Annotated in this window: 20 protein-coding genes and 1 pseudogene; 8 read left to right on the top strand and 13 right to left on the bottom strand. The window is 51.9% G+C overall.

Going from position 1 to position 20,327, the window contains the following annotated elements:
* Positions 1–149: 149 nt before the first annotated feature.
* From CVU71_17995 to CVU71_17975, 5 genes and pseudogenes are all read right to left on the bottom strand, one after another.
* Entirely contained in the window at positions 150–578 is a 429-nt protein-coding gene (locus CVU71_17995; protein ID PKN17037.1) for a histidine kinase, read from the bottom strand.
* Between the two features lie 175 nt (positions 579–753).
* Positions 754–1,212: pseudogene (locus CVU71_17990) on the bottom strand (deacylase).
* A 199-nt stretch (positions 1,213–1,411) separates the two neighbouring features.
* Positions 1,412–2,527: an NAD(P)/FAD-dependent oxidoreductase gene (locus CVU71_17985; GenBank protein PKN17036.1), complete on the bottom strand. Its 1,116-nt coding sequence runs from the start codon at positions 2,525–2,527 to the stop codon at positions 1,412–1,414.
* A complete protein-coding gene (locus tag CVU71_17980; GenBank protein ID PKN17035.1) occupies positions 2,524–2,811 on the bottom strand; it encodes a hypothetical protein in 288 nt (95 codons plus the stop codon). The genes CVU71_17985 and CVU71_17980 overlap by 4 nt, the downstream gene beginning before the upstream one ends.
* Before the next feature lie 13 nt (positions 2,812–2,824).
* Positions 2,825–3,643 (bottom strand): hypothetical protein, encoded by an 819-nt coding sequence (locus CVU71_17975; GenBank protein ID PKN17034.1) that lies wholly within the window; start codon positions 3,641–3,643, stop codon positions 2,825–2,827.
* A gap of 150 nt (positions 3,644–3,793) precedes the next feature.
* On the opposite strand from CVU71_17975, the gene CVU71_17970 reads away from it, so the two are divergent.
* The 6 genes from CVU71_17970 (at position 3,794) to CVU71_17945 (ending at position 10,260) form a co-directional block, all read left to right on the top strand.
* The gene (locus CVU71_17970) at positions 3,794–4,933 is read left to right on the top strand and encodes a hypothetical protein (GenBank protein PKN17033.1); all 1,140 of its coding nucleotides are present in this window, start codon (positions 3,794–3,796) and stop codon (positions 4,931–4,933) included.
* A 188-nt stretch (positions 4,934–5,121) separates the two neighbouring features.
* Positions 5,122–6,426: a hypothetical protein gene (locus CVU71_17965; protein ID PKN17032.1), complete on the top strand. Its 1,305-nt coding sequence runs from the start codon at positions 5,122–5,124 to the stop codon at positions 6,424–6,426.
* A gap of 186 nt (positions 6,427–6,612) precedes the next feature.
* A complete protein-coding gene (locus CVU71_17960) occupies positions 6,613–6,981 on the top strand; it encodes a hypothetical protein (GenBank protein ID PKN17031.1) in 369 nt (122 codons plus the stop codon).
* A gap of 119 nt (positions 6,982–7,100) precedes the next feature.
* On the top strand, positions 7,101–7,931 hold the full coding sequence (locus CVU71_17955; protein PKN17030.1) for a 2-hydroxyglutaryl-CoA dehydratase: 831 nt from the start codon (positions 7,101–7,103) through the stop codon (positions 7,929–7,931).
* Between the two features lie 222 nt (positions 7,932–8,153).
* Positions 8,154–8,981 (top strand): 2-hydroxyglutaryl-CoA dehydratase, encoded by an 828-nt coding sequence (locus CVU71_17950; GenBank protein PKN17029.1) that lies wholly within the window; start codon positions 8,154–8,156, stop codon positions 8,979–8,981.
* A complete protein-coding gene (locus CVU71_17945) occupies positions 8,962–10,260 on the top strand; it encodes a hypothetical protein (protein ID PKN17028.1) in 1,299 nt (432 codons plus the stop codon). The genes CVU71_17950 and CVU71_17945 overlap by 20 nt, the downstream gene beginning before the upstream one ends.
* 145 nt (positions 10,261–10,405) lie before the next feature.
* Here the strand turns inward: CVU71_17945 and CVU71_17940 are convergent, their stop codons facing one another.
* The 3 genes from CVU71_17940 to CVU71_17930 all read right to left on the bottom strand — a co-directional run bounded on the left by CVU71_17940 (position 10,406) and on the right by CVU71_17930 (position 13,529).
* The gene (locus CVU71_17940; GenBank protein PKN17027.1) at positions 10,406–11,224 is read right to left on the bottom strand and encodes a hypothetical protein; all 819 of its coding nucleotides are present in this window, start codon (positions 11,222–11,224) and stop codon (positions 10,406–10,408) included.
* A 102-nt stretch (positions 11,225–11,326) separates the two neighbouring features.
* Positions 11,327–13,021, bottom strand: a complete 1,695-nt coding sequence (locus CVU71_17935) for a sodium:proton exchanger (GenBank protein PKN17026.1) — start codon at positions 13,019–13,021, stop codon at positions 11,327–11,329.
* A 91-nt stretch (positions 13,022–13,112) separates the two neighbouring features.
* Positions 13,113–13,529: a transcription elongation factor GreAB gene (locus CVU71_17930; protein PKN17025.1), complete on the bottom strand. Its 417-nt coding sequence runs from the start codon at positions 13,527–13,529 to the stop codon at positions 13,113–13,115.
* Between the two features lie 383 nt (positions 13,530–13,912).
* Here CVU71_17930 and CVU71_17925 point away from each other — a divergent pair, with 383 nt between their 5' ends.
* A complete protein-coding gene (locus CVU71_17925; GenBank protein PKN17024.1) occupies positions 13,913–15,238 on the top strand; it encodes a hypothetical protein in 1,326 nt (441 codons plus the stop codon).
* Between the two features lie 45 nt (positions 15,239–15,283).
* Here the strand turns inward: CVU71_17925 and CVU71_17920 are convergent, their stop codons facing one another.
* A complete protein-coding gene (locus CVU71_17920) occupies positions 15,284–15,598 on the bottom strand; it encodes a hypothetical protein (protein PKN17023.1) in 315 nt (104 codons plus the stop codon).
* Between the two features lie 385 nt (positions 15,599–15,983).
* Here CVU71_17920 and CVU71_17915 point away from each other — a divergent pair, with 385 nt between their 5' ends.
* The gene (locus tag CVU71_17915; GenBank protein ID PKN17022.1) at positions 15,984–16,220 is read left to right on the top strand and encodes a hypothetical protein; all 237 of its coding nucleotides are present in this window, start codon (positions 15,984–15,986) and stop codon (positions 16,218–16,220) included.
* Here the strand turns inward: CVU71_17915 and CVU71_17910 are convergent.
* From CVU71_17910 to CVU71_17895, 4 genes are all read right to left on the bottom strand, one after another.
* Positions 16,163–17,089 carry a 3-hydroxybutyryl-CoA dehydrogenase gene (locus CVU71_17910; GenBank protein ID PKN17038.1) on the bottom strand — a complete coding sequence of 309 codons (927 nt, stop codon included), beginning with the start codon at positions 17,087–17,089 and terminating at the stop codon, positions 16,163–16,165. The genes CVU71_17915 and CVU71_17910 overlap by 58 nt on opposite strands.
* Before the next feature lie 191 nt (positions 17,090–17,280).
* Complete coding sequence (locus tag CVU71_17905) at positions 17,281–18,456, bottom strand: multidrug ABC transporter permease (protein PKN17021.1); 1,176 nt, start codon at positions 18,454–18,456, stop codon at positions 17,281–17,283.
* The gene (locus CVU71_17900) at positions 18,456–19,613 is read right to left on the bottom strand and encodes an ABC transporter ATP-binding protein (GenBank protein ID PKN17020.1); all 1,158 of its coding nucleotides are present in this window, start codon (positions 19,611–19,613) and stop codon (positions 18,456–18,458) included. The genes CVU71_17905 and CVU71_17900 overlap by 1 nt, the downstream gene beginning before the upstream one ends.
* The gene (locus CVU71_17895) at positions 19,588–20,295 is read right to left on the bottom strand and encodes an ABC transporter ATP-binding protein (protein ID PKN17019.1); all 708 of its coding nucleotides are present in this window, start codon (positions 20,293–20,295) and stop codon (positions 19,588–19,590) included. The genes CVU71_17900 and CVU71_17895 overlap by 26 nt, the downstream gene beginning before the upstream one ends.
* Positions 20,296–20,327: the final 32 nt, after the last annotated feature.

Raw genomic sequence — 20,327 nt, 5'->3', positions numbered from 1 at the left:
GTGCTCCAACTGCTGGAAGAAAAATACTTGTAAAAATACCAAGGGGACGGTTCGTGAGCGTCACGAACCGTCCCCTTCTTTTCATTGATGGCGCAAAGCGCCTGAACTTCGCTATTTGAAGAATTCCGCCCGCGCCTTCTTCGGTGAAACTATCCCGTAATGTAATTGCTCAACTGTGTGATGAGAAAATCTTTGTTGGAGATAATGGATTTTACGACATCACCGATGGAAATGATGCCGACAAATTTAGTTTTTTCAAAAACAGGCAAATGCCGCACATGTTTTCCGGTCATCAGCACCATGGCATCTTCCACGCTGGTATCGGCGGTAACTGAAAATAATTCAGAAGACATGATTTCTTTCACCAGGGTTTTTTTAGACGTTTTGTTCTGCAGAATAATTTTTCTGGCATAATCCCTCTCCGAAATGATGCCCACGACTTTTTTTTTGTCCATGACCACCAGCGCACCGATCTCCTTCTCGCTCATCTTTTCCAGGGCTTCATATACTGTTGCCTGAGGGGAGATGAAATGAATTTTGTGATCCTTCGTCTTGAGAATATCCCTGACACAACTCATGGCAGCTACCTCCTTTCAATTGGCAATAAACAAAAAAGTAATCGGATTCAACTTCTCAAGTGCCGCATCAACTCTTGCATGAATCCCTGCCGTTAAAAAACTTGCGAAGTTCCCTTTCCCTCTTTCCGGGTGCGAGCGAACGCCATCCTTGCCGGAAAAGGAAAGGAAAACGGCCTCAGGTAAGTTTTATCACCCTGGGCTTCACAAGTTTTTCGAAATCCTGATAAGACATCCGGACCAGTTCCGAGTGGGAGCAGGCGTTGAAAAAGATATCTTCATCCTCCGTCAGATGCTCGTCCGCATAAACTTCCATTCCGTACAGATTGCCGAAAGGGGGCATGGCGCCGACCTCACAATCCGGAAACGCGTCCTTGAACTGCCCTTCCGTTGCGAGTTTGATCTCCTTTTCGCCGATTGATTTCCGGAAATGATCGAAATCAATGGAGCGGTTGGCCGGCATAACCGCCATGGCCATCTTTCCCTCAATGAAGACGATGACGGTCTTTGCCACCTTATGTCCCTTGATGTGCAAAGACTGAGCAACTTCCCTGGCCGTATAGGCCGGTGAATGCGCAATCTTCAGGTATTTAACCGCCTGGCTGTCCAGAAACTCTTTCAATTATCTTGCCGGCATACGAAACCTCCTTTCAATCTTGTTGGTAAGGTCGGATCGTTTCTAAAACCTGTTTTTCCAAAGAGTGGAGGCGCAAATTTCCGCGGCAGCAGGGAGAGATAAAATAAGAGATATTGAGTTGAGAGTAGAATAGCATAAAAAGAGGAGCAGGACAATGATGCCTTTTTGCCGGAAATGAACGCTCGTCCCGCGAAAGCGGTTAAACCGGCCAGCCGGGTATTTCTTTTTTTGTGCCAAACCATTTGAGCGTTGTGTAAAGCATGTCCGGATGACTAAGCCCGGTCATCAGACGGATGCTTTTGCTTTTGGCCGTGATGCCGCGAAGAAGCCTGTCGAATTTTTCAAAAGAAAGCCGCCGCATTTTACGGATGGTTACTGCTTCCAGAGCGTTTCTCTCGCTGAGATAATCCTTGAGTTTTCCTGTATAACCGTCCACGCCTTTCCGTCCCTCACTTACGGCCGCGACAGCCAGAACACCGCTTAAGCAGGCCATGTCGATTCCGCCGCCGTGCAGGGCCGAGGTCAGACCCGCGGCATCGCCGATCAGCATAATATTATCGCAAACGAGATTCGGCAGCATCCGGCTTGAGCCGATGCCGCCGCCTTTTTCCAGGACGACCGCATCCATGAGCCCTTCCGCACGCATTGCATCCGCCAGCAGCTTTTTCAAATCCAGCCTGTTTTGACTCAAGGCGCCCTGCACCGTGCAGACTGCGCCGACATTGGCATGTCCAGCATCCTTGGGAAAAATCCAGTAATAAGCAGGCTGATAGTCGGCAGTCATATTCGGGAAAAAAGCAACCTTGATGCGCGGCCAAAGCGCGCTGAAATCACCTGCCAGCACCAGTTGATACGCCAGAAGATACTCTCTGAAATACTCATTTGAAAACTGATGGATCCTCGACGTCACCGACGGAGCGCCGCTGGCATCGAGGATCCAGTCATAGTCTGTTTGCATCCGACTCAGGCGCTCCGGCGTGATTTTGGAGTTTTCATAAACGGCGACACCCAGTTTCCGGGCCTGCCTTGCCAGATCCTGCTGCCAGGTTTTCCGGTCGAGCATCCACAAGGGACGGTGTCTGGAAAGAGGAAAAGGGTAAGGTCTACGCCCCTGAAGAACGATTTCCTCAACCGGGCGCAAAAGCCCCCGGCCCGGCTTGTCCATAATCCGCAGCGAATCGAAAATGCACTCGCCGCAGACAATGCCCTCTCCGACATTTCTTTTTTCAAAAAGGTCAACCCGGATGTTTTGCCTTGCCGCCGCAAGCGCCGCATAGAGTCCGCCCGGCCCGGCACCGATAATGGCGATTTTCATGCTTTCACCGCTTTGGGTTTTTTCAAATTTTTCAACAAATGGCGGATCGCCAGAAGCGGGTGGGAGCGCATCATGCGCGGACCGGCATAACGCATCACCCGTTGAATTTGTTGTCGGCGTTCGGGTTTGTAGCAATGCACCGGGCACTTGGCGCAGGTCGGTTTATCTTCCGCATAAGGACATTTGTCCAACCGCGATTTTGCATAGGCCAGCAGCTCCCCGCAAGGCAGGCACAATCCGGAAGAACCGGTCTGATGGCATTCACGGCAGTAGAGATGAATCATTGCCGTGATGGTTTTATATTCCCTTTGTATGGATGACGTTTGCGGCAAAATGGTTTTCCTCGATAAACCGGTCGGCGCGGCGAACTTCCTCAATAAACCGCGTGACTTTCTTCATATCTTTTTTAAAGCGGATGGGCCGGCCGTTCCTGTCCACCGCGTTGGTCCGGGTGCAGCTGTCGACGCCCGCCGGTTTTAAAGCCGTGACGGCTTCAAATACGTTTTCACCGGAAAGTCCGCCTGCCAGAATGACCGGGATGGGACTTACCGCGATGATTTTCCCGGCAATATTCCAGTCGCAGGTCTCGCCTGTAATCCCGACAAAACCCTGTACCGGCTGGTTTTTTCCGCCAAGCAGGGTGTCGATCAGGAAATAATCGGAAAAAGGCGCGAAACGTTCGATAAACCCCATAATGTTTTTATCAATTTCGGCAGCCTCCGCCAATCCCGGGCGCGGGACGGAAAGGGACCGCATGATGTCCATTTGCGGAAAACGGTCTTTGATGTCGACCTGCAGCGATAAAAGCGCATCGAAGTCCCGGATGAGCGTTTGCTGCTCATCCGGATACGGCGAGAGCGTATCGCACAAATGAACAAAATCCGGCTCATAGTATGCAAGCGCCGCAAAGATAACAGCAGGATCTCTGAACAACGGGATCAGGCCGCTTCTGGCCTGCGACTGCCTTATTACCCGGGCCGTCTTACGAATGGTTGCGCTTTTCCATTTATGGATATCGGTGAGCACGCTTCCGATGTGATCCACACCCAAACCGGCCAGAGTTTCCGCTTCCGCAGGCCTTTGCACTTCATAAATTTGTATGATGGTTTTTCCCATGCGGGAGACATATCATTTCGGACGGCCCTGATCAAGACATTGCCGCCGGATTTTTTTCCATTTCATCATCCGCAAAAAGCAACTTGCTTTTATCGGCAATAAACTTAATAATCAGGACCATCAGAACAGGAAACAGGGGGGGCTATTCTCATGACCGTCATGAAACAGATCGAAGAACTTTATAATGAAAGAGGAAAGCGGGCGAAAGAACTGCACGGGGCCGGCAAAAAAGTGATCGGCTATTTCTGCTGCTTCGTGCCCGATGAGATTATCACGGCATTGGATATGATTCCCTACCGCATCCAGGGCAGCACAAGCGATCCCATTGATGAAGCCGATGCCGTCATCGAACCCATGGCCTGCCCGTTTGCCCGCAGCTGTTTCAATATGGCGATCAAAGGCGAGTATGATTTTCTGGACGGTTTTGTCGCGCCGCACAGCTGCGATACCATCGAACGCATGTTTCATATCTGGCACAGCAACAAACCGTCCCCTTTCAATCATTTCATCAACGTGCCGCATATGATGGGCCCGTCGTCCACTGCATTTTATAAAAAAGAACTGCAATATTTCATCCGCCGCCTGGAAGAATTTTCAGGCAATAAACTGGATGATGCAAAGCTTGCGGAGGCCATCAAACTCTACAATCGCCGCCGCGCCCTGCTTCGCGAACTTTACGAATTAAGAAAATCCGATCCGCCTGTGGTTTCCGGCACGGAAATCACCAAAGTGCTGGTGGCGGGCATGGGTATCCCGGCGTCGGAGCACATTGAACTGGTTCAGGCCTTCATCACCGAAATCAAAAACCGACCGGCGCCAAAGCCCGACGGTCTGCCGCGCATCTTCATCTGGGGCAATGAAATTGACGATGTCGCTTTTATCCGTCTGGTGGAAGAATGCGGCGCGCATGTCGTGATGGACGATCTCTGCACCGGAACGCGGTTTTTCTGGGACGACGTGTCCGAAACCGATGATCCGCTCACCGGTCTGGCCAGCCGGTATGTCTGTACGCATTGTCCCAGGAGCCTCTCGCCACAAGTAGGTAACCGCCAGGAGGATCTGGAAAACCGCTTCGGCTATATGAAACAATTTATCAGCCAGTGGCAGGCCAACGGCGTGATCTTCTATATCGTCCGCTACTGTGATACATGCGAACTCGAAGGCCCGGACCTGCGGGAATATCTGAATGGTTTGAAATTGCCGGTTTTGATGATCGAAGATGATTATTCAACATCAACCATAGGGCAGCTGCGGACGCGCATACAGGCGTTCCTCGAAATGATAGGATAGCAGGCTGTTGAAAATCGCCTGTCTGCTGCGTTTCCCTCGCCCCTCGTCGCTGCGGCGTATGCAACTATACGCCTCACTCCTCAAAGCTCGGGGGCCTTGCACCCAGACAATTTTGAACAGCCTGAAAAAGTGATTTTCATGTTTGTTTAATATAAAATTTTTTGAGCTCACAAATAGAGGGTAAAATTATGGAACAAACTCAGCAAACCAAAACCACTGCCGTGAAGGGAACGGACACGGCCCGTCTGGTGCGGGCGATGGTCAAGAACATTTATCAAAGTGCGCATGAGGCCAAAGCCAAAGGACAGAAGGTGGCCTACATGATGGTTGCGTCGCAGTATGACGAAATCCTGCGGGCCATGGATATTGTGCCGCTGCCCACGGAAAATTACGCGGGCCTTTGCGCCGCCAAACGCGATATGGACCGCTTTCTTTTGAAAGCCGAAGAAGACGGCTATTCTCAGGTGCTTTGCAGCTACGCGCGCATCGGCCTGGGTTTTGACAGCCTGCGCAAGGAGCTGGGGCATATTCCGGACAACAGCCCCGACGGCGGCATGCCCCTGCCGGATATGATGCTGGGAAGCTCCGCCGTGTGCGATCCCCGTTTCAAGTGGTATCAGGCAACCAGCCGCTATCTGGAAGCGCCCACTTTCGGCATGGACGTCGTCGCGCCGCCGCCCTATGCGGATTTAAACGAAGTACGCGACCACTACATTAAATATCAGCGCGAGCAGTTACAGGGACTGGTTGAATTTCTGGAGAAACAAACCGGCAAAAAAATGGACAAGGAGCGTCTTTGGGAAGCCATCCGCCTGGGAGACCGCGCCTGGCAGCTCTGGTACGACATTGACCGTCTGCGTGTCGCCGTTCCCTGCCCCATGCCGTCGCAGGACCATTTCAGCATCATGGTCGCCGGCCATTACTATACGGGAACTCAGGTGGCCGTCGATTTCTATCAGAAGCTTTATGATGAAGTGAAATACAAGGTCGACAACAAAATCGGCGTCATACCCGATGAAAAGTACCGTATTCTTTACGGCGGCGGCCTGCCGCCCTGGCATACGCTCTGGATTTTCAACTACTTTGAAAGTTTCGGCGCGGTGTTTGTCATTGAAAATGTCTATCGCGGTTTCGATCCGGTGGAAGTTCCCTCTCACGTGAAAGATCCGGTGGATTACCTGGCCTGGCGGGCGTTTTTGCGTTTCACGCGCTACCACGAAAAAGCGCGCGCCCACAGCGGCAATCCCACGGTGGAAAAATTACTGGATATGATTGCGGACTACAAAATTGACGGGGTTGTTTTCCATGCCTGCCGCTCCTGCCGCGCCACCACCATCGGCCAGACGCATACTAAAAACGAGCTGGGCAAATATACGTCAATCCCCATGATGCAACTGGTTTCGGATATGGTGGATCTCCGGGATTATTCCGAGGCGCAGTGGAAGGCGCAGATCAGCGCGTTTCTGGAAGCCCTTGCGGCAAGAGGAAAGTAGGCTATTGAAAAACGACCACCTGCGGCGTTTCCCGCGCCCTTCGTCGTTGCGCCGTATGAAAATACGCCTCACTCCTCAGTGCACGGGAGCCTTGCATCTGGCCATTTTTGAATAGCCTATTTGATGTTTTTGATCTTGCTTATGTTGTGCTGTAAATCTTAGAAGTGAGAAAGGCGAATATATCAAATGAAATATTTGCTTTGCGTTTTCGCAATGCTAATTCTTTTATCCGGGTGCGCCAGTGTGCGGCAGGAGGGAGAGGCCTATTCCGGTTTCTCATGCAGAGAAAGTCTATTACATTTCCATAGCCAATGTTCTGACAAAAATCTTGCCAAGGAAGAATTTGAAGACAAGGTGAAATCTTGCGAAAAAGAACTTGCCACTAAAATATGCGATAGAGAAAAAGCTGACTTATTATGGTGTATGGGACGTGTTGCGCCTGGGACTTCTTTCAAAATCAAAAAGCACAAGGGAAGTATTGTGGATGGTTGTGATTGTTCTACCTATGCAGGGGACCTAAAAAAATGCCGTATGCAAAGAGGTATTTTTGAATAATAGTTTTATTTATTGTAAATGAAGCTTAGTCTGGCCCTCTTTTGTGGAGAGATGGTAAGGGGTTTTACCAGAAGCTCTTATGACTTGCCAACGTAGGACACTATAAGGAATAACATTTTATGCCGTTTGCCGGAATTGATATCGGTTCCACGATGACCAAGGTGGTTGTGGTGGACGAAAACGAAAAAATGCTCGCCTCGCACATCGGACCGACCGGCGTGGAGCATCGCCATCTGGCGCTGAAAGTCACCGAGGAAACCATCAACCGCGCGGGGCTCTCTTTTGACGCCCTTGATTTTGTCGTCGCCACCGGCTACGGACGCATCAACGTTCCTTTTGCCGACAAGCAAATCACGGAAATCACCTGCCACGCGCGCGGCATCCACTCTCTGTTTCCCTCCGCGCGAATCATCATCGACATCGGCGGCCAGGATTCGAAAGGCATCAAACTCGATTCCGAAGGCAAGGTAGCCAACTTTGTCATGAATGACAAATGCGCTGCCGGAACCGGCCGTTTTCTGGAAGTGATTGCCGAAACACTGGGAATCAATCTGGTGGATATGGGCGATATCGCGCTTAAAGCCAACGGCTTCGTCCAGATTTCCAACATGTGCACAGTCTTTGCCGAGCATGAAGTGACCTCGCGTCTGTCGGAAGGCGCGGGGGTGGCGGAAATTGTTGCAGGCCTGCATGAAGCCATCGCGGGGCGCGTGGTGAACATGACCCGCCATCTGGGGATCGAAAAAGATGTGGTCGTCACCGGCGGCGGCGCGAAAAATAAAGGGCTGATCAAAGCCATTACCGCCAAGGTCGGTTTTCCGGTATTGACTCCGCCCGAACCTTTTATCACGGGTGCATTGGGTGCGGCGCTTGTCGGCAAAGATTTCTTTGACCGGGGCGTCCGACCGGCTCGGGAACGAAAAAAAGAAGACGTTAAATTTTTTACATAGCGACTCATCTTTCTGGTGGATGAGGCTGTTTCGGAATTCATAGTGATGCCATTTCGGCCCCTATTGCCGGGGGCAGGACCGAAGTGAGAAGTCCATGTCCGGGGTATAGCAGGTGATCTTTAAGATTCCTCATCCCGCACATCGGGATTCGGAATGACATCGCTTGCGATTGCGACAAATTCTCGGCCGGCGGATTAAGCCGTTCCTTGTATTCGAGGTTTTATGAACGACACAAAAAAATACTACGCCGGGCTGGACATGGGTTCCGTGTCCATTAAAGCCGCTTTGATCAGTGAAAAGCAATTGATCGCTTCGAGCCTGATCGCTTCCGGCGGTAATTACAAAGGCGGCGCGAAAAAAGTCATGGATGACGTATTGGCGCAAGCCGCGATTTCATTTGATCAGCTCGCCGGCCTCGTGATCACGGGCCTCGGCGCGGAAAGCGCGCCTTTTGCCGCACGGCATGTTTCCGATATTTCCTGTCAGGCCAAAGGCTGCCACTGTCTTTTCCCTTCGGCGAAAACGATTATCGACATCGGCGGACAGTTCACCAAGGCGGCAAAAATAACACCCCAGGGCCGGATCGCCGATTTTCTGATGAGTGAAAAATGCGCCACCGGTTCGGGGAGGTTTTTACAGGTCATCGCCCGCATTCTGCATGTCAGTCTCGACGACATCGGACCCCTTTCTCTCGAATCGGAAAACCCGGTGGAATTTTCCACCAACTGCGCTGTTTTTGCCGAATCGGAAACGATTTCCCGCATTGCCGAAGGCGCGAAAGCCGCAGATATTCTGGCGGGCGTCCACCGCGCGATGGCGTCCAAAGTCAGCATGCTGGTCAAGAGACTGAAACTGGAACCGGATGTGGTTCTCACGGGCGGCGGCGGAGAAGACCAGGGCCTCGTCCAGGCGATCGGCGACGCGCTGAAAATAAAAATACTGGTGCCCGGGCATCCCAGACTCACCGCCGCTTTTGGCGCCGCGTGTCTGGCCCGGGAAGAACGCATATCATCTGTTTCAGGAGGTGGAGATGAACGCTCAGGAAGATAATTCCAAACAGGCTTCTGAATTAAAGACAGGCGGCTTACGGGCGCATTATGTCCTGATCGTGTGCACCCTTCTTTATATCGTCAACTACATGGACCGGCAGGTCTTCTCCGTCATTCTTCAGCCGATGAAGATAGACCTGGGATTGACGGACGCCCAGTGCGGCCTGGCTTCCACCGTGTTGATCTTCGGCATGGCGTTTTTTTCTTTTCCGATTGCCTACCTGATTGACCGCTGGAGCCGGCGAAAAGCCGTGTGCCTGATGGCCATTCTCTGGAGCATCGCGACTTTTGCGACGGGGCTGGCGAAAAACTTTACGGGTGTTTTGATTCCCCGTTTCTTTGTGGGCCTGGGAGAAGCGGGATTTGTCCCCGGCGGCACCGCCATGATCAGTGCTTCTTATCCCAAAGAAAAACGCGGCTGGGCCATGGGTATTTTCCATATCGCGATCCCGCTGGGCGCGGCAGCCGGTGTGATTCTGGGCGGTATCATTTCCGCAAAATACGGCTGGCGGACGCCCTTTCTTTTCTTCGCCGTTCCGGGCGTGATCCTGGGCATCCTGGCTTTCTTCATGAAGGATTACAAAACCGCTGAACAGCCGGATACCGCAGGCGGCATCAAAGGTTTCTTTGTCGCGCTGGTTGACGTGTTAAAGCTGCCGACCATGCGCTGGTATTATCTCGGCCTGGGAATTGCGGTCTTCATGACCTCGTCGTTTCTGGTCTGGCTGCCCTCTCTGATGATGCGGATGCTGAATATTTCTGAAGCAAAGGCCGGACTCATCACCGGCGGCATCGGCCTGACCGCCATCATCGGCGCGCCGCTGGGCGGATTTCTGGCAGATTTCTGGCAGAAAAAAAATCCCCGGGGCAGGATGTATATTCCGGTGGTGGCTTATATTTTCGGCGGCACCATGCTGATTGGGGCTGTACTCACGCACTTCAGTTATTTCGGCATCGCGCTTGCCGCTTTGTTCGGTATCGCGTCCGCGATGGCGATGCCGGCGATTGCCGCCATATCGCAGGATGTCGTGCCGGTGGCGCATAAAGGGCTTTCCATGGGGCTGGCCATCTTCGCGCAGTATATGCTGGGCGGCGCCTGGGGGCCTTACATTGTGGGGTTCGTTTCGGACAGGCTGGGTGGCGGCGCCGAAGGTCTGGGCATGGCCGTTATGCTTTGCGGTCTCTTTGGCATTGTGGCGGGCATCCTCTTTTTTGTCGCATCCCGCACGTATCCTGCTGATTTGCAGAAAGTAAAAGACGAAGCAATTCTGGCGGAATAAGTTAGACGATGAAGAGGCCGTCACGATAAGAATCGTGCTTGTGTAACAAACAAATTGTCAATCTCTACTACAAAGATCCAAGACTTTAATCAGTAATAAACACAATTCGCGGCCGACGACAGGCATTGACACTACGACACACATTTTAAGGTAATATGACTAATGGAATATTGCCTTCATACACAAGTTCGTTGATCAGAAATTTCCTGAAGATCTGATCCAGAAACAGCCTTGATCCCCTTTGCACAACAATGAAATCATCTTTTTTATCCAGAATGATTCTTTTCAAATCCTGAAATCCGCTCTGGGCCTTATACATTTCAGAAGTAGCGATGTATCGGTTGGAGTATAACTGTGTCAGGTCTTTTAAGTATTTGTCAGTATCATGCCAATCATCGCCGGATTCCAGAACAGAAAAGAAAACAAGGTTCTTTATGCTTTCCTTTCGGAAATCTAAAAATTTATTGAAGTCAATAATATTGAGGAGATTGCTTTTTTGAACCGCGACATGAATGGTTTCCGGGGAACAACATTCAGGATTCAGGGGCACGGCCACAATCAGGTTGTCAATGCCGTCAATAACTTTGACCGCTTCACTGCCGATAAAAAGTTTCTTTAATAATCCCTTTTTGCTTAAACCCAAGAATACAAGGTTGTTGAATGGTCCTCGCAGGAACTTCCGCAGCTCGGGTACCAGGGGTTTTTCTGAAGCGAAAAACCCGACCGACATCACGTTCGGTAAAACAGTTTCCGTTAAACGCCTCAATTGATCAAGAGCTTCCCGATTGGCTATTTTGGTGAGTTTTTTCTTGCTCTCATAGGGTGTCAAAGCGGGCAACATCACAACGGTATTATGAACCAAGAGCATGTCCGCGCCGATGGTCTTACTCCAGTCATAGGCAAACTGAATAAGGTGTTCAGAATCAGATGCTAAATCGACCAGGATGATGAAACGATTTTTCATAGATAGCTTCCTTTCCAATCACGTTTTGCTTTTCGAGTATCATTTGCGCAACTGCTTTTATTTTCCCAGATAACTTTTATATTTTCTTGACCGGGCAATGACTTACGGCACTTTTGGCGCTTCATACAAACTGCGTCTAATGGATTCACGATGCTCGGCGGCAACACTGCACGCTCTTTCGTCAGCGGCAGTCACCACTTCGGCCAGGGCAACGCCAACTTCCGCCTCACCGGCGGCAACAACATTGGCCCCCGCGTTGCTCAGCGCCTGGGCATCACGCAGATGCGCGCAACGGGCGATGACGTGCAAATCCGGATTGAGGTGGCGTGCATGCCTGATGATCTCGGCGGCATCTTCAATATCCGCACTCAGGATCAGGCTGCCGGCCGTCGCTATACCGGCTTCGTCAAGAGTCCCGGGCCTCAAAACATCGCCGTACAGCGCAGGGGTTCCCATTTCGTTCAGGCTGCGTACCGTATCGAGGTTGAGATCGATCACGGTGATTTCCACATCGCGCTCCTTGAGCAGGTGGTGTACAATCTTACCTACCGGGCCGTAGCCGATCAGAATGCAGTGGTTGGGATTCATTGCCGGACGCTGACCTGAAATAACGGGAAGCGTTTTGGCAATCTTTCCGGACGACAACTTGCGTGCAAAGCGATAAATATAAGGGTTCAGACCGATAGACAGAATGGACGCGGCCACCAGGGCGTTCCATCCGGCATCATTGATGAGCCCAAGGCTGAGAGCAACGGTGCCCAGAATAAAGCTGAACTCGCCGACCTGTGAAAAAGCAGCTCCGACCGGAATGGCCGTTGACAGAGGCTGGCCGAGCGCCCGCACCGTCAACATGGCGGCCAACGGTTTGATGATAATAACCACAAACATGACGGCCGCAATCACCAGGGGAACCTCAACAAGGCTCCGGGGATCAAACAGCATCCCGATCGAAACAAAAAAGAGCACGGCAAAGGCGTCGCGCATCGGCAGCGCGTCATTGGCCGCGCGGGCGGCAAATTCAGAACGGCCGACCGCCAGACCGGCGAGAAATGCACCAAGAGCCATAGAAACCCCAAATATTTTAGCGGCGCCAACGGCGATTCCGATGGCGAGGACCAGCACCGCAAGCGTAAAAAGCTCCCGTGAGCGGGTTTTAGCTATGCGTTCCAGCGTCCATGGGATTACCCACTTGCCCAGCAGAACCACGACCACCAGAAGCCCCGCGACCTTGAGCCCGGCCAGTCCCAGCACAACTCCGACGCTTTGTGTTGCTCTGTCCGGTGTAAAAATGATCGGCAGAAGAAGCAGCATGGCGACCGTGAGAATATCTTCGACAACCGTCCAGCCGATGGCGATATGACCGATTTTGGCGTGGAGATCATGCCACTCGGCCAGGACAAGCGCCATCACCACCGTACTGGCAACTGAGATGGCCATTCCTAAAATGATGCCGGATATCCAATCCCAGCCCATCAAATGTAAAATGACCGCCAGCACACCCGTGGATATTGTGCTCTGGATCAGAGCGCCCGGCAACGCCAGCCGCCACACGGCGACCAGTTCGCGCAGGTTAAAGCGCAATCCGATACCGAAAAGCAGAAGAATGACGCCAATCTCCGCAAAATGTTCCGCGCTCGCTCGGTCGGCGACAAACCCCGGCGTGAAAGGCCCGATCACAATTCCGGCCAGCAGATAGCCGATAATGGGGGACAGCTTTAATCGATTCGCGAGATAGCCGAAAACCAGGGCTACTGCGAAGCCTCCTGCCAAAGTCACAAGTACACCGATTTCATTCATGGTCAAATCCTGAAAAAGCGGCTTATATGTTTGCGATATGTCCTTATTGATCTATCTTTGAAAACTCCAGGCGAGATTCTGTAAAAACGGCTCATAAGCTGTAATCTCCTGCCGCTTCCGGCTGATAGATGATTTCAGTAACCTTGAGTTTCCTTATGCCAGATGGAACAGGCCATTCGATAGTATCGCCTTTGCGGTATCCTATAAGAGCCATTCCCAGAGGAGCCAATATGGAAAGTTTATTATCCGAAATATTGGCTGCGGATGGGAACACCAGGGTATAGGTCATCTTCTCTCCAGATTCGGTGTCCGTAACACTGACTGTGGAATTCATGGTTATCACGTCTTTCGGCACATTTATAGGGTCAACCAATATGCCACTGTATAATTCCTGTTCCAACAGATCGAGATTAACCTTGCTATACTTGGGCGTTAATCGCACCCCTTCTATCAGTTCCAACAACCGATCCATATCAAATTTTGTGATGTGTATAGTGCGATCTGCCATGATTAGTAACCCTCCCTTGATTTCTAAAAAATCGGTTCGTTAAATTTTTATTAGAGATGAAAAAACTGGTTGACGACATTCAAAATATGAGTCAAGTTATTATTACTATAGGCAAATCAAGTGCGCCTGTCAACCCAATAAAAGCATCCAATAAAAGTAAAACAATTTGATGGTACGTTATGTGCGCATAGCAGATACATTGTCCGCAATTTCCTGCCGGTATCATGAGGGATTGATTGTTTGAAATGGTAATCATCAACTAAATCCCATGTTGAAAGTTGTGAACTTGTAGGTGAAACAGATAGCCGGTTTCTTATTGATTTGACATTCTTTGTACTTCTCACTATTCTTTCCTATAATACGAGTGCTGTGAGGACTAAAAGATGGATGAGAAGAAAGTAATGGAAGATGCCGTGGCGACAATCGCTCGCTATGTGCAGTTTGATACGACCAATCCGCCGGGCAATGAAATGCCGGCCGCGATGTGGGTTCGGGAGCAGCTCACGAACCGCGGCATCACCTCCGATATAACCATCCATGAGCCCGTTTCCGGACGCGGTCTGGTCGTCGCGCGCATCGCGGGCAGCGAGTCATTAAAACCGCTGATGATCAATCACCACATGGATGTAGTTGCCGCCGATCCTTCCCAGTGGAGTCATCCTCCCTTCAGCGGTAAAGTGGCCGACGGCTTTGTCTGGGGGCGCGGCACACTGGACACCAAGGGTCTGGGCGTCATGTTTATGCTGGCGCTGGAATTGCTGCTCAGGGAAGGTGTGAAATTCCGCCGTCCTGTTGTTTTCACGGCCGTTCCCGACGAGGAACCGGGAGGCGACAACGGCATGCGCTGGCTTGTGGAAAATCACTTAAAAGAAATCGATCCCGAATGGGTTTGGGATGAAGGCAGCGGCGGACTGAAAGATGTTTTCGGAAAAGGTGTGATGTTTGCCGTAGCGGTCGCGGAAAAACAGATTTATCGTTTTAAACTTATTGCGGAAGGCGAACCGGGGCACGGCTCCATGCCGCATGCCAATAGCGCCAACACCATACTGCTTGCAGCTTTGCAAAGAATCATCGAATCACCCCGCCCCCTGAAAACAGGAAAGGCGTCAGCAGCCATGTTTGCGGGCCTGGCTGTCACACAAAAGTTTCCCGCTTCGTTCCTGCTCAGACATCTGGATAATCCCGCCGTTTTAAAGCTGGCGGGCGGCAAACTGGCTTCAGAAAAATTCACCAACGCCGTGCTTCGGGACACAGTCAGCGTCAATATCCTTCAAGCCGGCTATCAGATCAACGTCATTCCGGAACGCGCGGAGGCAGGGCTCGATTGCCGCCTGCTGCCTGAAACGGATGCTGCAGAATTTCGGCGCTGGCTTGTCTCCCGCATTGCCGATGACCGGATTAAAATAGAAATGATCCAGATGTCGCCCCCTTCGGGAATCGCGCCTACAGACAGTCCGTTTTTTCAGGCGGTCACTGGGGCTGTCAAAAAATGCTCTCCGGGGGCCGGTGTGTTTCCGCTTTTAATGGCCGGGGCGACTGACGGCCGCTACTGGCGGGAGCGCGGCTATCCGGCGTACGGCTTCTCACCCATGATTTTAGAACGCGCGGACATCAGCCGCGTCCACGGCATTGACGAACGCATCTCCATCGATAATCTGCTGCTGGGAATCAAGATGGCCCGGGATATTATCAAGACCCTTTGCGCGTAAACGTCAAATACGCTGCCCCGGCCTGTGCCTGTCTTGAATGATCGACTATTTGTGGCGCCCGTTAACATCGTAACACCCCGGAGCGTAATGGCTCTGGCAGGCCATGCACTCACCCTTGCACTGCTTCGGGTATTGGTCATTGCACCCGCGCGCGGCTTTGCCATAGTCTTTGCCGCATATTCCACACCACCAGCCCCAATCCCAATACGTGCAATTTCCATACGTAACATAGCCCAGTACCGGTCCATAAGTCTTTGTCTTGCACTCGTAGGTGGTGTCATCGCAGTCGGCCCATGCAATAGAACTCGAACAGACAAATAAAACTGCCGCCGTAAGCAGGCAAAGTATCGCCTTTCTCATAAACGCTCCTTTCAGTTTTTATACCAAGTTGCTTTCAAAAAATAACTATGAATTTTTGAAAGCTTACGTGGTATTATGCCGGTAAATCAACCTTTTAATGTTTGATAGCAACTTGGTATCAGCCGTTAAAAAACCGGACTTACTGCTTATGAAGTAAGCAAAACAAAACCCTGCATCTTTTCAGAAACAGGGTTTCCATAATCAGCCCATAACAGCACCCTTCAAAAAAGGTTTAAATAAGCGGTTAACCTGTTGACGATGCCTGATTCACTTTCATTTTTATGTGCTCCTAACTCATCAAATAGTCAAGAATTTGTTTTTTCGCTGCATGCCTCCGTCATGACAGGACGGCAAAGACCAGTGTACAGGACACCTTGCGAACCCGATGGATGCGAGGATTCAGGATCGCATTGCTGAAGGTATTTTGCAGACATTGATCGAAGTCGGGGAGACAACGGCTGCCGAACCGGACAATTATGATGCACGTTCGCAAAACAGAATTACTGGAAGACGGCTTCCCTGTCAGGGGGTTCAGAAACCGGTTCCCGCGCGCCCGGATGCCTTTTATTTTTTAGTCTTACCCGCAAGAAATCCGGGTTGGGTATATGCAGGCATCGGGTAGGAATAAAATCCCTTTTTCGTCTTGGCACCCAGTTCGCCTCTGTCCACATATTGTTTCACGAAGTCCGCGTTCGCCCTGATCTGATCAGCCTGGATTCCCTGAGCCTGGTGCGCCAGATAATCGGTGACGGTCCAGACGGTCTGCAGACCCATCTGGTCCATGATGCCGAAAGGCCCGATCGGCATGCGCGTAACACCCATCCATGCCCGGTCGATGTCCTCGATGCCGGCGACATCCGTCGTTGCCAGAGTCATCGCTGTGGTCAGGAGGTTCGCGATCATGGCGTTGTAGACATATCCGTTGCTTTCCCGGTGCAGCATGATGGCGATCTGGCCGATGCTCACGGCAAAATCGTGAACCAGCTGAGTGACCGCCGGGTTCGTTCCCGGATGGGGCATGACATCCACCACATTGGTCATCCTCGCGTCATGGAAATGAAGCGCTACGAGTTTTTCCGGCCGCCCTGTGGCCCCGGCGAATGTCGAAGGCATCAGAAGCGATGTATTGGTGGTAAAGATAGTCCGTTCCGGACAAAGTTTGTCGAACTCGGCAAAAACCTTTGCTTTAATTTTCGGGTTTTCGGGTACGGATTCGCTGATGATGTCAGCGTCTTTTGCCGCAGCTTGCGGGTCGGATGTTGTTGTGATGCGGCCCATGACCTCTTGGAGCTGTTCTGCCTTCATTCTGCCGGTGGGTACGAAAAATGACGCTCCGAGCTTTTCCATGCGTTTCAGGGAAGTCTTAAGAACGTCGTCCGAAATGTCATAAAGTGTAACGTTGTAGCCGTGCATCGCGCACACAAAGCCAATCTGCTGGCCCATGGTGCCCGCGCCCAGAATAAGTACCTTCTTAATGTCTTTCAATTCCATCATGTGTTCCTTTCCTTATGCAAGTAGGCCGCGCTGTGCCTGTCGGCAGTTCCTGTACCACATATTAATTCAGAGTTCAGCCATTTTTAATGTTCAGATCAAGGATGCTTCCGGCACTGAAGGGCAACGATTGAATGAGATAGATTGCCGGCAGAAACCAGATAATATAGCGCTTTAATTTAATATTTGCATCAGGCAGCCCTGAGGGCGTCCACAATCTTCAGGCGCGAGGCGCGCAGCGCCGGGAGCACGCCGCCGATCAACCCCATCGCGAGCGCGAAACTCATTGATTGCGCGATAATGCCGGGCGTCAGCGTGAATTTAAAAGCCAGTTCGGAAAACGTCTGAAAGTTGACCGTCGAGATCGTGATAAACTGCATGAATGAAGCAAAGAAAAGCCCGAGGCACCCGCCGATGAAACCCAGAAGCAGCGACTCGGTCAGAAACGCCAGCAGAATATTGCGCCTGCGGAAACCCAGGGCGCGCAGTGTGCCGATTTCCGCCGTGCGGCCGGCGACGGCGGAATACATGGTGATCATCGCGCCGATGATCGCGCCAATGGAGAAGATGATGGTCAGCGACATGCCCAGAATCCGTAAAAACTTGGCCATCATCTCCGATTGATCCCGGTAATACCGGGTTTCACGTTTCGCTTCCAGCGTAAGGCGCGGATCATTTTCAATGGACTTTTTTGCGGCGTCGAAGCTATCCGGATTCTGTAATTTGAAAATGAGCGACGAATAGACCGGGCGCCGGAAAGCCTGCATGACCTGATCGACATCGCCCCAGATTTCCGAACTGAAACCGGTGTTGCCCGCGTCAAAAATGCCGACGACTGTCCAGGTGCGCATCCCCCAGGTCAAAGTCTGCTGCAGGCCCACGCCCTGAAATCCTTTGGCGATGCTGTTGCCGACAATAACTTCCGATGAGCCCATCCGCAGCATCCGGCCCGCCACCAGTTTGACCTGCGGCCGAAGCCGCAGGGATTCCGCCCCGATGCCGCGCACCACCACGTTGGAATGACTGGAGGACTGTTCATCCCCTTTCTTTTTCAGGGCAATCAGTACGACCGATTCCCTGGCCATCAGGGGTTCGCCGCTTTCCCCTGCGGCGATTTGGGGCAGCATTTCCACAATGGCGGCGGATTTGCGCTCAATGGTGCTCATGACTTCCGATTGAGACGCTTTGCGCACCACCACCACATTGTGGGGCGAGCCGGTTTCCACCAGTGTTTTCTGGAGGCCTTCGGCCATCATCAGCACGGCGGCAAAAACAAAGACCACCAGCGCCATGCCGGCTACCGTCAAAGCGGTTGTCAGACGCCGCTTCCAGAGATTGTGGAAGCTGTAGGAAAAAGGCACCGTCATCAGCCGATCCTCCTTAAACCGTCGGCAATGCGGATGCGGATCGCATGACGGGTGGGAATGATCGCCGCCAGAAACGCGATGAGCAACGCCGCGGCAATGTCCATGTAAATCGTCCGGGTGGAAACCAGAAAGACCGGAAAAAACGTTGAGAGCTGATGGCCGAAGATCTGCGCAAGAGGGAACGTCAGGATAATGCCGATCAGTGCGCCGGTAAGCGTGAGCACCAGCGCTTCGCCGAAGATCAGAATCGTGATGTCCTCTCCGCCGAACCCCAGCGTTTTCATAATAGCATAATCGCCGGTGCGTTCCCTGGTGGTCATGGCCATGGTATTGGCGACAACGGCCATGATGATAAAGATGACGATAAACGACACCATCTGAATGGCCGTGACGATGGCTTCGCTCATGGCAATAAAGCCCAGATTGAAAGCCTTTTCCGTTTCCGTCAATGTTTCCGCCAGAGAATTTTTAAATAATTTGTCGATCGTGAGCGCCACATCCGGCGCGATATCGGGCCGGGCCACGCCGATCATGTAAAAGCCGACCTGCTCGGCCGAGCCGGGCCACGTTCTTTTTATCCCTTCATTGAGATAAGCCCAATGGAAGAAAAACTGCGTTTCATCAACGGTCTTATCGCGGCCCGTATAAATCGCCCGCAGGATAAACTCCCAGTTGCCCGGATAGATGGTTCCTTTGAGCGTGATGGTATCACCTGCCCGCCAGCCGTATTTGGCCGCCAGTTTTTTCCCCGCCACAGCGCCTTTGCGGTCGGCCATAAAAGCTCTTTTCTGTTTTTCATCCAGAACAAATTCGGGATACAGGGCGAAATAGGTATGGGGCTCCACGCAAAAATTCGGAAAGAAGTTTTTTTCATTAATATAGACGCCGCCAAACCAGTTGCCGTAGGACACCAGTTTGACGCCTTCCACCTGCCGGATTTTTTCCGTGTAGGAAATGGGCAGTGGAAAGATAATGGAAATGGCGTTGCGTGTGACGAGGCGCGAGGTGGATGCCGCTTCCACGCCCGCGTAAAAGGAGCTGACCACCGTGCGCAGTAAACCGAACGCCAGGATGGCCACGGCAATGCCCAAAATGGTGAGCGAACTCCTGAGCTTGTTATGAAAGGCGTTTCTAAAGAGGATTTTGACGAGCATCATGGTTGAGATACCCCTTATCCAGATGGCGCAGCACGGAAGCGCGGGAAGCCGCTCGCGGATCGTGCGTGACCATGATGATGGTCTTGCCCATGTCCTGATTCAGGCGCTCCATCATGGAAAGAATTTCCTCGGCCGAGACGCGGTCCAGATCGCCGGTCGGTTCGTCGGCCACCAGAATGGTCGGATCGGTCACGATGGCGCGGGCGATGGCTACGCGCTGCTGTTCGCCGCCGGACATTTCACTGGGATAGTGATCCATCCGGTGCCCCAGTCCCACCATGTTCAGGGCCATTTCCGCATGTTGCCGCCTTTCTTTTTTGGACAGCGTGGTCAGATGCAGCGGCAACTCGACATTTTCCACCGCCTTGAGTACGGGAATCAGATTATAAAACTGAAAGATGAAGCCGACGGAATTTGCGCGCCAGGCCGCAAGTTCGGTCTCCGAAAGCGTGGTGATGTCGATATCGCCCACATGGATGGTGCCGGAATCCGCCTTGTCGATGCCGGCGATCAGATTTAAAAGTGTGGTCTTGCCGGAACCGGACGGTCCCATCAAGGCCAGAAATTCCCCTTCGGCAATGTCAAAGGTGATATCATACAGCACAGGCACCACCAGGCTTTCCCGATGATAGGACTTATAAATATTGTTGATTTCAACAATTGCTTTTTTTTCTTCGATCATCATTTCCCTGGATGTAATCTCAATATTTGCTT

It is taken from the genome of Deltaproteobacteria bacterium HGW-Deltaproteobacteria-6, assembly GCA_002840435.1.
In the GTDB taxonomy this organism is placed as follows: domain Bacteria; phylum Desulfobacterota; class Syntrophia; order Syntrophales; family Smithellaceae; genus UBA8904.
The sequence above is the reverse complement of the archived record's forward strand: the minus strand, read 5'-3'. Positions and strand labels throughout refer to the sequence as shown.